The following is a 15,371-nucleotide window of genomic DNA, read 5'->3' as shown; positions in this document are numbered from 1 at the left end:
CGCAATACTCCGAAGCTCGAAGAATCGGCTAATGCGAAGTAAAAAGGAGTGAGTACGACATGAATCGATCATTGAATGAAAAGCTTATTGCTGCCAGCGAACACGGTGATTTGCCAGCCGTCGAACAGCTTATAAATGAAGGGGCGAGCGTGGAATATAGAGATGCGGGCGGTCGAACTGCGCTGATGGCTGCCGTGCAAAAAAACCAAATCCCTGTCGCGAAGCGGCTAATTGAAGCGAACAGCGATGTCAACACCAGAGACGTCACCCAGTTGACCCCGTATTTGTGTGCGGGCGCCAACGGGTTTCATGAAATTTTGAAGCTGACGATAGCAGCAGGGGCCGATATCAAAAGCGTAAACCGTTTCGGAGGAACCGCCTTGCTGCCCTCCAGCGAGAAGGGATACTTAAGAACTGTTCGGGTTTGCCTAGACAGCGGCATCGCGGTGAATCACGTGAACGACCTGGGCTGGTCGGCCTTGCTGGAAGCAATCATTCTCGGCAATGGCGGCCGCTTGTACTCTGATATCATTGAACTGTTGGTCGCAGCGGGAGCTGATCCTTATTTAGAGGATCGGGATGGAAAGTCATCACTGGAGTATGCGCAAGCTATGGGCCAGACGGAAGTCATCAAGATCTTGAAGAACGAAAGCAGAGGGCAGCATGAGGCGATTCTACAAGCAAAATCGCTGATCAGGACGGATAACTATGAGGAAGCGTTAAGACTCATGGATGAGGCTCTCGGCAAGGAAAGCAACCATGCTGATTTGATCTATTATAAAGCCTACTTCTTAAGCGAGCTGGAACGTTACGGCGAAGCGCTTGAACAGTACCGCAAAGGACTTGCGCTGAATCCGAACGATCTTGACTTTTATTTCTACACCGCGAATACGTTGCGGATGATGAGGAAACCGGAAGAAGCCCTTGCCGAATACGATAAAGCTGTAGAGCTCGACCCCAAGGAAACCTTCTACAGATACCACAAGTCCAATTACTTAAGAGAATTGGGGAGACACGAAGCTGCTGTCATAGAAATGGACAAGCTATTGGCTCAGCAGCCGCATCGTTACGATTTCGCTTTTCACAAAGCAAACAGCCTGCGTTCCTTGGGCAGACATCAAGAAGCGATCGATGCGATCGAGAATGCCATTAAGCACGATCCGACGAACCCGCTATATCAAAAGCATAAGGCCCAGTCGCAAGAGCTGCTGGACAAGGTGTAAGGCGAAGATGGCTAACATTCAAAGGCTGCTAGCTACTTTGTCCAGAATCAATCAGTTTGGAGCTGATCCACAGGGAAAGGGAATTACCAGACTTGCCTATTCTAAAACCTACGAGGAAGCGCTGGCTGATTTCAAGAAGATATGCGAGGCTGAACGGATGGCGGTACGTGTGGACGCGTTCGGCAATCTGATTGCTAGGCGGGAAGGCAAGAATCCTGATCTCCCCGTCGTCGCTCTTGGTTCTCATATGGATACTGTCATTCACGGCGGGGAATATGATGGCACATTAGGCGTAGCCGCTGCCCTGGAAGTGATCAGGAGCCTAAACGAGGAGCAGGTAGAAACCGTTCACCCCATTGAGCTCATTGCGTTCGCTTGTGAAGAATCCGCCCGATTCGGGGCTTCTACGCTCGGAAGCAAAGCCATGACGGGCCTCCTGGATACTTATGCCGTGTCTAATTTACGGGATAAGAACGGCATTACCATTCAACAGGCATTCCATGAATGTTCCTTGGACTTTCACAAGATTGGCGAAGCCCTAAGAAGACGTGAGGAGTTCAAGGTATTCCTTGAACTCCATATCGAGCAGGGGCCCTTGTTGGAAACCCAACGCAAGCAAATAGGCATTGTTACCGGCATTGCATCCCCTACCCGTCTTCAGGTGCATGTGAGTGGGAAAGCATCACACTCCGGTACGACCCCGATGAACGATAGACAGGATGCATTGGCGGCTGCCGCAGAAATTATCCTGGAGGTGGAGAGTGCGGCGAAGCAGGAAGCCGCATTTGGAACCGTGGGAACAGTCGGAGTATGCATGGTTCAACCTGGGGCTATGAATGTGATTCCGGATTCCGTTACGCTTCAACTGGAGGTGCGCGGCACGTCGGAGCAATCGAAAAATAACGTGCTCGATTCCCTGTTCCGATTGTTCCGCGAACTGGAGAATCAGCGCGGAGTCATTATCAATCCAGCAGTGATCAATGTTGAGCGTCCCGTGCTTCTCTCCGAGGAGGTTGTTGCGAAGTTAACCGAACGCTCTGAATCACTGGACTTAAGTTATATTCGTATGACCAGTGGCGCGGGTCATGATGCGATGAGCATGGCGCATATATGCCCGACAGGGCTCATTTTTATCCCTTGCAGGGAGGGATTGAGTCATCATCCCGACGAGTTTGCAGCAGTCGAGGATATCGAGGCAGGACTGCGACTGTTGAAAGAAGCAGTGTTGTCTTTTGCCATCCCATCCTAAATAAGACGAGCCGAGCGGTATTGGATACTGAACCCCAAAGCCTGCTCGGCTTTTCCATGTATATTTACTTGGACTCCGCCCGCTGCATAAATTCGCGAGGGGAGATGCCCTCGACCTTCTTGAACACTTTGCTGAAATAGAAGGCGCTGTCGTAGCCGAGCTTGTGGGAGATTTCGTTGATCCGTCCCTCGCCGCGAAGCATCATTTCTTTGGACGCCGCGATTTTGGTGTCAGTGACATATTTGACGAAATTGACCTTGGCCGTCCTGGAGAACAGGTGGCTGAGGTAATTGGGGCTGAAGTTAAAAATATCCGCGACCTGGTTCAAGGACAGCTTGCTGTCGAGGTTGCGCTTGATGTAATCCTGGACATGCCGGATGACCTGCTCCTTGTAGCTCTGCTTCTTGGAGGACAGAAGCTCGCAGCACCCGTCGCGAAATTGCACGAGCCAGCCAATCACGCCGTCGATGGAGCTCTGCTGGTAGATGGCTCGGTATCCCTCCGGCTCATGCTCGAAAATCTGCTCCACTAGATTCTCCCCATCAGCAAGCAGGGATGTGGCCATATAGAGCACGCTGCAGGCGGCATCCGTCGCTGCCACGAGGAGATCGGTCCGCCCCTCGAAAGCTTCGATCATACTGGTAATAATGCTGTGGAGCGCATCGGTGTCCATTTCTTCGAACGCCCGGCGGATTTCCGAGCGGGAAGCTGAGTAGTCGAAAAGAGGCTGCTCCAGACTTGAGCCCTTTTTATCCTCCGCATATAAGACAAAGGCTTGCTGCTCCAATGCGGCGGGTAAAGCACGGCGTGCGGCGAGATAGCTCTCATGAATCATGTACGGGTCGTCAACGGCATGGCCGATGCCGCCCATAATCCTGACGTTGAAATAATTATGCAGCACCTGGGCCATATCAGAGAGCAGCCGCTCTGTGTCTGGCTTCCAATGCAGCGAATGAGCGTCATCGACCGGCAGAATGATGGCAAAATTGCGCAAATCGAGGCTGGTCACATAGCAGGGCTTGACCGAAGTCAGCCGGTCTCTCGCCATCTTCACGGTGCTGGTGCACAGGGTGACGAGCTTGTCGCCGCTCGGCGGAACAGTGTCCGGGGCCATGATGCGGCAGGTGCATACGAGGTAGGCCGGGGCGGACAGCTCCAGTTCCAAATCCTCTTTTTGAAGGAGGTACTGGTTCTTGTTCTCGAACAGATTGTTGAACAACCGGACAAAGAACTTCTCGCGCAGCTCGTGCAGGTTGCTGCGATGGATGAGCTCCGGGTAGCTTTCCACCGTTTTATGCTCCTCCAGCTGCTTCATTGCCTTCCTGATCGCGGTCTCCAACGCCTCAGGCGTCAGTTCCAGCTTCACCAGATAATCGACCGCCTGCATCTCGATGGCCGTGCGCGCATATTCAAACTCCTCATAGCTGGTCAAAATAATGAAGAGCGGAACGCGCCCGTATTTGCGGCGAACCGACTCGGCGACCTGCAGGCCGGTTTTGACCGGCATTTTAATATCAGTGATCACGATATCCGGGCGGCAAGCTTCGATCATTTCCTCGGCCTGTCCTCCGTTATAGGCGACCCCAACAACTTCGATTCCGTACTGCTCCCATTTCAGCATGGACTGCAGGCCAATGCAGACCAAGGCTTCATCATCGGCAATCAGCAATTTGATCAATGCAATCACTTCCTTACAAGTTTGCGATATAGGCCAGCATCATTCCGTGGTTCGGTAAGGCAGCAGAATAAACATCTTCGTATATTGCTCCTGCACGCTTTCGATCGATAATCCGTATTGCTCTCCGAAGGTAAGCTTCAGCCGTTCATTGACATTGCGCAGTCCCATCCCCTCCAGCAATCCCTTCGCGGCGGGTTCCTGATGGGGCCCCTGCTCCCCGGTCGCCAGAATCCCGGCAATCTGCTCTTCGCTAATCCCGATTCCGTCATCCTCCAGGGTGATCAGAATGTCGTTCCATCCGCTGCGTTCAATGCTCAGCCTTAGGTGGCCATGGCCCCTCGGCTCAATACCGTGAAATATCGCGTTTTCCGCCAGAGGCTGCAGGGTAAACCTCGGAATGAGTCCCGTCAGCAGCTGTTCGTCACGGACAGTCGTTTCCATCGTAATGTTGCTGCCATAGCGGTACTTTTGGATGAGAAAGTAATCCTCCAGCAGGCTTAATTCCTCCCGCAGGGGCACCAGCTTGCGCCCATCCTTGGCAATGCTTCGCAGCAGGCGCGACAGCGAGGTGGTCATCTCCGCAATGCCCGTAGCATTCTGGATCGTCGCCATCCATTTGATTGAATTCAACGTGTTGTACAGGAAATGCGGGTTAATCTGGCTCTGCAGCATCCGGTATTCCAGCTCCTGCCGCTGCTTCTCGTCTGCGACCCGGGTTTCCATCAGGGTGAGAATGTCCTGGGACAAGCGGTTGATTCCACGCCCGACATCACCAAGCTCGCTGTTCCACTCCATGTTCCGGTCGATGAGGAAGTTGCCTTGGGCAATTTTATCGATACGTTTTTTGAGTTTCTCGACAGGCAGGCTGATCGTCTTGGTCAAATAGACCGTAATCACACCGCTGGAGGTAATCACGAGCACGCAGACGCCGAGCATGAGCAGCAGCCAGAGATTGAATTGCGGAGCAAACTGCTTCTCCGACAGCGTCTGGGATAGCGTCACCCCTTTGCGCACCGGGTACGACACGGAAATGAGTTTCTCGCCTTCGTTCATCTCCAGCCAGGACAATGACGTGACGCTGCCGCTAGCAGCTTCCTCATCATAAGGGGTTACCTTATATTCCGCAGGCAGAGGAACAATCCGATCCCCCTGGATTTCATATGGCTGCTCCCCAAGTGTGAGCAGCAGCTTCGCATCCGCAGGCAGGCCGTAGCCCTTCAGCTTGTCGGTAATGACGGAGATGTTGGCCAGCAGGTACACGGTTCCGATCCGGTTGGCGTTGTCCCCGTAAATCGGCATGACAAAGGGGATCGTTTTGGTCAGGGACAGTGGGTCCTGGATGACCCGTGCCCATTCCTCGTTCGCATCCGCGGCCATGCCGGGCAGCTGATTAATGTTATGAATTGTTAATGGGATGGATGTGCTGACAGAGTTATCCACCTGAAAAAATTTATGCTTATTATCGGTCACGATCAGCCGGCGCACATACCCGTTGGAGCGGTTCATCCGGAAATCCTCCTGCAGCGAGGTGAAGACATGAATCGCCTCCATGGAGCTCGGCTGATCGGATTTAAAATAATCATTCAGCATGCGATTGGTCGAGGAGTTGGTGCTGCAGGTCATCGCCAGAACCGACAGGTTCATCAGATCCTGCTCAATGATATGGGATACGAGCTGCAAATTGAACTCGGTAGCCTGGATCGTTGTTTTCCTCTGAAAATAGGAAATGAGCTCATAGCTGAAAAAAGACAGCAGAGACGCGATCAGCAGGGCGAACACCGTCATGATCAGGATGATCCGGCTTTTGATGGTCGCCTTTCGTTTCGTAGAAACCACCTCTTTTCCGCAGGGGTATAAAGCGCTTTCAATCCGAGTTGGTAAACCTACCATAACATGAACACAGGTCCGCAGACAGAGCGGGTTAGGCAGGAACAACGATTTTTACAGGTTTTTATGAGAATTTTACAGCTTTCTGCGCTCCATGCAAAGAATTGAACAGAAAAGTGAATGAACTGTGATTAAAAATGTATGCCCTTTCATTTTAAAATCCACTAGGATAAATGTAGAGCTTCGAAATGCCGAATCCGGCATCTTAAACCAGAGGAAAAGGGGACAAAAACATGAGAATGCGAAAATGGTTAGGGATCACTCTGGCTGCTGTGCTCTTGCTCAGCATGCTTGCCGGCTGCTCCGGGAACAGCGGAGGCAAGAACGCCAACGCAACTGAGCCGCCTGCTGCGAACAATAATGGAACCGCTGCCAAGGAACCATCCGCTAATCCCGTTACGCTGAAGTGGGCTTTATGGGATTGGGAAGCAACCGCTTATTACCAGCCGCTGATTGATGCTTACAAAGCGAAGAATCCAAACGTGACAATCGAGTACGTGGATTTGGGCTCGACCGACTATATGACCATGCTCAGCACGCAGCTTTCCGGCGGAGCGGATCTCGATATTCTTACAGTAAAAGATATCCCGGGATATGCCAACCTCGTGAAGCAGAACCATTTGGAGCCGCTGAAAAAATACATGAGCGAGCAAGGTATCGACGCATCGCTATATGGCGGCACGGTGGAGCAAATTCAAATGAACGATGAAGTGTATGCGCTTCCTTTCCGCAGTGACTTCTGGGTGATTTATTACAACAAGGATCTATTCGATAAAGCCGGCGTTCCTTATCCGACCAACGACATGACGCTGGAGCAGTACGATGAGCTGGCGCGGACAATGACGTCCGGAAGCGGCTCTAATAAAGTATACGGTGCCCACTATCACACATGGCGCAGTGCGGTACAGCTGTTCGGCATTCTGGATGGCCAGCATACCGTCGTTGACGGCGAATACGATTTCCTGAAGCTGACCTACGAGCGCATTCTCAAGCAGCAACAGGACGGAATCGTCATGGATTACGCCACTTTGAAGACGTCCAGCACGCACTACTCCGGCGTATTCTACAACAACTCCGTTGCTATGATGAATATGGGCAGCTGGTTCATTGCGACGCAAATCGAGAAGGTCAAGAGCGGCGAATCACAAGCGACGAACTGGGGTATCGTGAAATACCCGCATCCGGAAGGAGTAGAACCAGGCACTACGCTGGGTACCATCACCTCATTGGCGGTGAACAAGAAGTCGGCTAACAAGGAAGCCGCGCTGGACTTCATGAAATTCGTCACAGGCGAAGAAGGCGCAGCCGTTATTGCCGCTACAGGCACCATTCCGGCGATCAAAAACGATGAAGTCGTCAATTCCATTGCTTCCGTCGAGGGATTCCCTGCGGATGACGCCAGCAAAGAAGCGCTGACGACGGCGAAGACGTATTTGGAAATGCCGCTGCATGAGAAGAGTGCGGACATCGAGGTTATCTTGAACGAGGCGCATGACAGCATCATGACCAAAAATGCGACGATTGACAAAGGTCTGGCCGATATGAACACGCGCGTACAGCTTATTTTGAACAATTAATAATATTAAGAATAGATCCATGAATATCAGGGGGCGGGCTAATGGCCTGCCCTTTGCAAATCAATAGAAAGCTAGCAGGTTAGGAGGAGGAGCGATGCTATGCAGAACGAAACCGTGATCAGAAACAATACGGCGAAGAAAAGCGGTCTGAACAAAAAAGCAAAGGAGCATCTAGTGGCCTACAGCTTTATCGCGCCCAATTTTATCGGCTTTGCTGTTTTTACGCTGGTGCCGATGGTCTTTGCTCTCGTACTTGCCTTCGTGAAGTGGGATGGGGCCAATCCGATGGAATATGTCGGGATGAACAATTTTATTCGTCTTTGGAAGGATCCCACCTTTCATAAATCGTTATGGAATACGGTGATCTACACCGTGGGTGTCGTGCCGCTGACGATGGCGTGCGCGCTGGGTCTCGCCATTCTGCTTAATCAGAAAATATTCGGGCGGAATCTGATGAGGACGGTGTTCTTTTTCCCGTATGTGGCTTCGCTCGTAGCGGTGGCTGCCGTTTGGAACTTTATTTTTAGCCCGACGATGGGGCCCGTTAATAATATTCTCCACGCGCTGACAGGCGTTCCGATCGAACAACTGCCGCGCTGGGCCGCGGATAAAGACTGGGCAATGTTCACAGTCGTGCTGTTTACCGTATGGAAGAACATGGGGTATTACATGGTGATTTATTTGGCCGGGCTTCAGGGCGTGAACCCCGAATTGTACGAAGCCGCCGAACTCGACGGCGCGAACGCCTGGCAAAGATTCCGCAACGTGACGATTCCGCAGCTTGCGCCTACGACTTTCTTTGTGCTGATGATCCTGGTCATTAACTCGTTTAAGGTGTACGACATTTTCATCAACCTGTTTGCTGGCGCGGATAACCAATTGAATGACTCGACAAGGGTGCTCGTCTATCAAATTTACAACACGGCCTTCCGCTCCTTGGATTATGGGTATGCCAGTGCGATGGCGATCGTATTATTCCTGCTCGTCCTCGGCATTACGCTGGTCCAGTTCCAGGGCGAGAAGAAGTATGGACAATAGGGGGATTTACGGATATGGTAGGAGCAAATAAAGGGATTCAAATCGCTGCCAAAGCGTTGGCCTATGCCGTGTTGATCATCGTCGTGCTGTGCATGCTTGTGCCGTACTTGTGGATGCTCTCATCCTCGCTCAAGCTGAACAAGGACGTGTTCACCTTTCCGATGCAGTGGATTCCGGAGCTGCCGCGCTGGAGCAACTATCAGGAAATCTGGACGCGGATACCGCTCGGCACGTTCATTTACAATACTGCCAAGCTGTCGGTTATAGTCACCGTTTTGCAGATCCTGACTTCAAGCTTTGCCGCCTATGCTTTCTCGAAGCTGAATTTTACCGGCAAAAAAACGCTGTTCCTCGGGTACATTGCCACGATCGCGATCCCTTGGCAGGCTTACATGGTGCCGCAGTTCATTATGATGCGCTCGATGGGGCTGAACAACACTCACCTTGCGATCATCCTGCTTCAGGCGTTCTCTGCCTTCGGCGTCTTCCTGATGCGGCAGTTCTACCAGAGCATCCCGGATGAGCTGTGCGAAGCGGCCCGGATCGATGGCCTTAGCGAATACGGCATCTGGGCGCGGATCATGCTGCCGCTGTCGAAGCCGGCATTGTCTACCTTGACGATTTTTACCTTTGTATCGACGTGGAATGACTTCCTGGGACCGATGATTTATTTGACCAAAACCGAGCTGAAGACGATTCAGATCGGCCTGCGGATGTTCATCTCCCAGTACTCGGCGGAGTACGGCCTGATTATGGCCGCGAGCGTCGTGTCGATTATTCCGGTGCTGGTGGTGTTCCTGGCGCTGCAGAAATATTTCGTGCAGGGGGTCGCCTCTTCAGGCATTAAAGGATGACGTGATTGTAAGCGAATTCAACCGTATTCGAGTGATGTAAGTGAATACAAATACAAACGAATACAAGCGAATACAAGCGAATACAAGCGGAACGAAGGAGAAGATTGCGATGGGGAACGTCTTTCTTGGATATGAAAAGCTGGCGGACAATCCGCTGAAGACCCGGGGCGATCTGGCCAACGTCCTGCAGCAGCTGCTTGCGCCGCTTCGCCCTTACTACAGCAAGGGAAAAGCCAGATTGGAGATTGGCGCAACCGGAGCGAGTTATCCGGCTGCTGTCGCTGGGATGGAGGGGTTCTCTCGGGTGTTATGGGGACTGGTTCCGTTGCTCGCCGGCGGGGGTTCAAGCGATTTATGGAACACCGTGCTTGAGGGGATTAGGAACGGGACGGACCCAGAGCATGAGGAGTACTGGGGCAAGGTGGATGATTATGACCAGCGGCTTGTGGAAATGGCTGTGTTCGGCTACGCGCTGGCGCTAATCCCGGACAGAATCTGGGTGCCGCTTGAGGCAGAGGCAAGGAATAATCTCTACGCTTGGCTGAACCAGATCAACTCGCATCCTTGTTATGACTGCAACTGGCTGTTCTTTAACGTACTTGTGAATATCGGATTCCGTAAAGCGGGGCTGCCGTATGACGCTGGGCAGTTAGAGAAGAACTTGAACCGGCTTGATGCCTTCTATCTGGAGGAGGGCTGGTACAGCGATGGGGTAGAGGGGCATTGCGATTATTATGTACCGTTTGCTTTCCATTACTATGGTCTGCTCTATGCCAAGCTGATGGAACAGGAAGACCCCGATCGCTCTCACAAGTTCAAGCAGCGTGCGAATGAATTCGCGTCCAGCTTCCTGGCCTGGTTCTCTCCTGATGGTTCCTCGATTCCTTACGGACGGAGCCTGGCCTACCGTTTCTCGCAGTCGGCTTTCTGGGGGGCGATGGCTTTTGCCGGGACGGATGGCCTCCCAATGGGCGTATTGAAGGGGCTCCTGCTGCGCAATTTACGCTGGTGGTATAGCCAGAGGATGGTGGATGAGGGCGGCATTCTAACGATCGGCTATGCTTATCCGAACCTCGTGATGGCGGAGAACTACAATTCGCCAGGCTCGCCGTATTGGGCGTTTAAGACTTTCCTGCCGCTGGCCCTGCTTGCTGATCATCCATTCTGGACGGCTGAAGAGCTGCCGCTGCCGGCCATGGATGCGTTGTCCGTTCAGAAGCCGGCGCATCTTGTGCTGGCTCGGGACGAGGCATCCGGGCATGTGGCTGCCTTTAACAGCGGCCATCGGGACACGAACGAGCATACCCATACCTCGGCCAAATACGAGAAGTTTGTGTATTCCACCTGGTTCGGGTTCAGCGTGCCGCGTTCCGAGTGGGGATTGTCCCAAGGGGCCTTTGACTCCATGCTGGCGTTGAGCGAAGCTGGGGACAACCTATACCGGGTCAGACGCCGCAACGTGGAGACGAAGATCCAGGACAATGTGCTCCATGCCGTGTGGAAGCCTTGGGCGGATGTCGAGGTTAGCACCTGGCTGGTAGCCGGGCTTCCGTGGCATATCCGGATTCACCGGATTGAGACGCCGCGCAGCCTGGATGTTGCCGAGGGAGGGTTCGCCCTCGGTATCGAAGCGCCGCCACTGCAACGCGTGGGGGCGAGCGAGGCTGTTGCTGCCAGCCCTTGGGGCGTTAGCGGTGTGCGCAGCCTGCTGGGTTATGATTCGGCAGGGTTGGTATGGCCGAATGCCAACACGAATGTGCTGCGGCCGCGCACGGTGATTCCGACGCTGCCGGCTTCGCTTGCGCCGGGGGTGCACTGGCTCGCAGCGGCGGTGTATGGGGAGCCGTGTCAGGCGGGCGCCGCAGGGGATCAAGGAAGTCCAGGCGGCTCAAGTCACCCAAGCAACAAGGACCCAAGCAACAATGACCTAAGTGGAAGAGACATAGGTAAGAGTGACCGTAACACAAGTAAAAGTGCTCTGATCAGTTTAAGCGACTCTAGCGATTCGGCTGACGCAAGCTTGGGCGACCTTCCGGAGATCGGACTGAACGTCACAATAGGAGAAGAGGTTATAACCATTCAGAGCTGCCGAGGGGAAGAGATCATAATTCCTCGTACTTGAGGGTAGCCCAGCGGCTAGACCGCGAAGTTTGGGTAAAGAGGATTTTATGATGCTATATAAGATGAACTAAAGAATGGGATGATGAATCTATCAGCCAAGGAGCAACAGCGATTGCAGGAACATTTTACGTACTTGCCCTAGCATTCATTTCAATAGTTTAACTTATTTAAATGGATTTTTAGCGGTTAGTTTCTGCGGCAAGGAAGGGAAAGCAGATTTAAATGTATTTCATGTCCTTAGAAGAACGGTGATGGCTATCATGGGCTGGATTCTTGATTTTAGGTGCATAAAATCCATCTAATCCCCTGAAACATTCGTTTAGAGCGTAATTAGATACATGAATTCCATTTAGTGTATGGCATTCTAGTGTATGGCAGCTTAATGTACAAGAGCTTAGTGGCCCGTAGCTTATATAAAATGAGCTTAAGAATGACGCAGGCAAGGGGGAAAAATGAATCCGAGAAACGTTCATCTTATATAAATCTTAAATCCGTATGATGGAAAGGAAAAGCGATGAATGAAGCGGATGAGAAGATAACCAAACCATTGCCAGAAGAGGGAGAACTCCCAGGGAACGCAGAGATTACGAAGAACCCAAAGAACACGAAGAACACGAAGAGCACGAAGAGCCCAAAGACCGCAAAAAGCATAGACTTCGTAAAAACGGTAAAGGATTTAAAGGCTGTAGATAACTCAGAGGCATCTGAAATTATAAAGGGTCCAGAGATGACAGAAACCGTAAGCAGGATGTCCCCAATTGGACTATATTTATACTACCCAGATGGCGACGCCTCGCTATTTTGGCGCACCGTGCGAAGCAGCGAGGAATATGCGGCCGACCTAGTCGAGATCAGGGCGGAAGGGGAAAGGTTGTGGGGGCAGGCACCGCCAAGCCTCACGTATTCGCTCTTCTCTCAGTTTGCCCAGACAGGCTCCAGGCTGGAATATGAGCGGGTTTATTTTGAGCGCAGAAGATGGTTGAACACATTTGCCCTTCTATCGCTGCTGGAGCCGGATTGCGAAGAGCACTATGAGGAGCTGCTGGAGGTTGTCTGGGCCATATGCGGCGAAGTGACTTGGTGCCTGCCGGCGCATGTCAGCCTGGAGCGGCCCCTTGCAGAGACGATTGACCTGTTCGCGGCCGAAACAGGGTTCACGCTGACAGAGCTGAGGCTGCTGCTGGGCGACAGGCTGCCGGAACTGCTGCGGACGCATATCGCTGAGCTCGTACATGTGCGGCTTCTGAAGCCCTTCCTCGAGAAGGGCCCCTATGAATGGGAAGAGGCGGAACATAACTGGTCGGCGGTTTGCGCCGGCTCCATCGGTTCGGCCGCTCTGCTGCTGCTGGATAAAGATCGGGATCAGGAGCTGCTGGCCCGGATTTTGGAGAAGACGCAGCATAGCATGACCTGTTACCTGAAGGGCTTTGGAGATGACGGCGCTTGTTTGGAAGGGCTCGGTTATTGGAATTATGGCTTCGGCTATTTCGTATATTATGCCGACCTGCTGTATAAGCGAAGCAAGGGGGAGTTGGACTGGTTCGCGCAGGAAAAGGTTAAGGCGATTGCCGGCTTCCAGCAGAAATGCTTCCTAGGCGGCAGTGCAGTAGTCAACTTTTCTGACACATTACCCTACGGAAGCGTGCATATCGGTCTCTCGCGCTATATCTCCAGCAAATATGAAAGCGTTCCACCGCCGCCATCTCGCTTGCGAGCAGAATACCGCGAGGATCATTGCAGCAGATGGGCGCCCGCGCTGCGGAATCTGCTCTGGCGAGGGATGGCGGGAAATGCGCAGGATTGGGAGCAGGGGGATTTCCTGTTGGAGGATGCAGGCTGGCTGATCTCACGTACCGCCTCGCCGGAGAGCGTCTTTGGTTTTGCCGCCAAGGGCGGCCATAACGATGAGCCGCATAACCATAACGACCTCGGCCAGTTCATGTTGGTTGGAGACGGAGAGTTTTTTTTGTCCGACCTTGGCTGTGGGGAATACACGAAAGACTATTTTGGCCCGGCTCGCTATATGTATGATTGCAATGGCTCGCAGGGTCACTCTGTTCCCATCATCAACGGCGGCCTGCAGACAGAGGGAAGCGCTAGAGCCGCATTCGTACTGGAGCAGGTGAGCAGCGCATCGGAAAGCCGGATGACCGTAGAGCTGTCGAGGGCATATGACAGCCAGGAGCTCCAGTCTTTCATGCGCTCCTGGCTGTGGCGCAAGGAAATGCTGCCGAGTCTGGAGCTGCGGGATAAGTTCTCTTTTTCGAAAATGCCGGATACGTTAGTAGAACGCTTTGTTACGCTGATTCAGCCTGAAGAGCCTTTGGAGCAGGGCCGTCTGCTGCTGGTTCGGGGCAATCTTACTCTGGAGCTGGTGTATGACGGCAGGCAGCTGCGGCCGGAGGTAACGGAACGAACTTATCGGGATCATTTCGGGAAGGATCAGGTATGGTATACGCTGGATTTTCACGTATTGCAGCCGCAGGAGCAGCCTGAGCTTTGCTTCCTATTTCGATTCATACAATGAACATTTAATCATATTAGGAGAGGGGAGATTCTGATGAACACTGAGCTAAGCTGGGTGAATGAGGCTTGGAATAAGTCGCTCGAAAAAACACTGCATAACACGGCCAGAATCGGGTCTGGGTTCCCGCATGCAAGTCAAAATGGGGTATATCAGTTGGAGGCGCCGAATTGGTGGACGGCCGGCTTCTGGCCGGGGATGCTTTGGCTTTTATATCAGGAGAGCGGACAGGAACAGCTGAAGGCGCTGGCTGAGGAATGCGAGGCTAAGTTGGATGAAGTGCTGGATGGGTTCGAGAGGCTGGATCATGATATGGGCTTTATGTGGATTTTGACCAGCGTGGCGAACTACAAGCTGCATGGGAATGAGGCTTCGCGGGTCAGAGCTCTGAAGGCTGCGAACTATCTTGCTGCTCGCTTTAATTTGAAGGGGCAATATATCCGGGCATGGAATCCTTGGACGGAAGGAGAACGCAACGATGGACTTGCGATCATCGACTGCTGCATGAATATGCCGCTCCTGTTCTGGGCTTCCCGGATCAGCGGCGATCCTCGCTATGCCCACATTGCCGAGGCGCACACGGACACTGTACTGAAGCATTTCATCCGGGCGGACGGCTCTGTGTATCATATCGTCAATTTTGATCCGCATACGGGAGAGATGCTGGAGGGATTGGGCGGTCAGGGATATGCCCCGGAATCCGCCTGGTCGCGGGGCGCTGCCTGGGCCTTGTATGGCTTGACGCTGGCGTATCATCATACCGGTAAGGACGATTATTATCAGGCTGCCAAGCGTGTGGCGAACTTCTTCCTCAGCAGACTGCCGGAGGACAGCGTGCCCGCTTGGGATTTCCGGGCTCCTGGCGAGCTGCGCGATTTGCGTGATAGTTCCGCCGGTTCCTGTGCGGCAAGTGGTCTTCTGCTGCTCGCGGATAAGAGCGAGGGCGGGGATGCAGATGTTTACCGCGCAGGCGGCATACGGATCTTGAAGTCTTTGTACGAAAATTACGGCACCTGGAATCTCCCTGACGAGGAAGGGCTGCTGCTGCATGGTACGAGCAACTACCCGCAGGGAACCAATATTGATGTTCCATTAATATACGGTGACTTCTTCTTTGTGGAAGGCTTGGCTCGGCTGAAGGGCCGGGGGCCGTCATACTGGGAGTGATAATGTTAGTTGACCAAGAATAAGTAAACTATTAAGATAATGTATAATTATGG

Annotated in this window: 10 protein-coding genes; 8 read left to right on the top strand and 2 right to left on the bottom strand. The window is 52.8% G+C overall.

The genetic code is table 11. The features are described 5' to 3' along the window. Window positions 1-59 precede the first annotated feature (59 nt). Window positions 60-1,223 (top strand): ankyrin repeat domain-containing protein, encoded by a 1,164-nt coding sequence (locus tag ACYUJT_RS08605; protein WP_460320592.1) that lies wholly within the window; start codon window positions 60-62, stop codon window positions 1,221-1,223. Window positions 1,224-1,230: 7 nt separating this feature from the next. Continuing rightward, on the top strand, window positions 1,231-2,472 hold the full coding sequence (locus tag ACYUJT_RS08600; RefSeq protein ID WP_460320590.1) for an allantoate amidohydrolase: 1,242 nt from the start codon (window positions 1,231-1,233) through the stop codon (window positions 2,470-2,472). 64 nt (window positions 2,473-2,536) lie between these two features. Here the strand turns inward: ACYUJT_RS08600 and ACYUJT_RS08595 are convergent, their stop codons facing one another. Then, on the bottom strand, window positions 2,537-4,159 hold the full coding sequence (locus ACYUJT_RS08595) for a response regulator (protein ID WP_460320588.1): 1,623 nt from the start codon (window positions 4,157-4,159) through the stop codon (window positions 2,537-2,539). A 30-nt stretch (window positions 4,160-4,189) separates the two neighbouring features. Further along, window positions 4,190-5,986 carry a sensor histidine kinase gene (locus ACYUJT_RS08590; RefSeq protein ID WP_460320585.1) on the bottom strand — a complete coding sequence of 599 codons (1,797 nt, stop codon included), beginning with the start codon at window positions 5,984-5,986 and terminating at the stop codon, window positions 4,190-4,192. 284 nt (window positions 5,987-6,270) lie between these two features. Here ACYUJT_RS08590 and ACYUJT_RS08585 point away from each other — a divergent pair, with 284 nt between their 5' ends. The 6 genes from ACYUJT_RS08585 (at window position 6,271) to ACYUJT_RS08560 (ending at window position 15,318) form a co-directional block, all read left to right on the top strand. Continuing rightward, window positions 6,271-7,614, top strand: a complete 1,344-nt coding sequence (locus tag ACYUJT_RS08585) for an ABC transporter substrate-binding protein (RefSeq protein ID WP_460320583.1) — start codon at window positions 6,271-6,273, stop codon at window positions 7,612-7,614. A gap of 99 nt (window positions 7,615-7,713) precedes the next feature. Further along, entirely contained in the window at window positions 7,714-8,652 is a 939-nt protein-coding gene (locus ACYUJT_RS08580) for a carbohydrate ABC transporter permease (RefSeq protein WP_460320581.1), read from the top strand. A 14-nt stretch (window positions 8,653-8,666) separates the two neighbouring features. Further along, window positions 8,667-9,506: a carbohydrate ABC transporter permease gene (locus ACYUJT_RS08575; RefSeq protein WP_460320579.1), complete on the top strand. Its 840-nt coding sequence runs from the start codon at window positions 8,667-8,669 to the stop codon at window positions 9,504-9,506. Window positions 9,507-9,615: 109 nt separating this feature from the next. Next, window positions 9,616-11,628, top strand: a complete 2,013-nt coding sequence (locus ACYUJT_RS08570; protein ID WP_460321586.1) for a DUF2264 domain-containing protein — start codon at window positions 9,616-9,618, stop codon at window positions 11,626-11,628. A gap of 513 nt (window positions 11,629-12,141) precedes the next feature. Further along, on the top strand, window positions 12,142-14,154 hold the full coding sequence (locus tag ACYUJT_RS08565; protein WP_460320576.1) for a heparinase II/III family protein: 2,013 nt from the start codon (window positions 12,142-12,144) through the stop codon (window positions 14,152-14,154). 33 nt (window positions 14,155-14,187) lie between these two features. Beyond that, window positions 14,188-15,318, top strand: a complete 1,131-nt coding sequence (locus ACYUJT_RS08560) for a glycoside hydrolase family 88 protein (RefSeq protein ID WP_460320574.1) — start codon at window positions 14,188-14,190, stop codon at window positions 15,316-15,318. Window positions 15,319-15,371 lie beyond the last annotated feature (53 nt).

The sequence above is a fragment of the Paenibacillus sp. YSY-4.3 genome, assembly GCF_054767475.1.
Note: the sequence above shows the minus strand (reverse complement) of the source record. Positions and strands in the feature narration are given on the sequence as shown.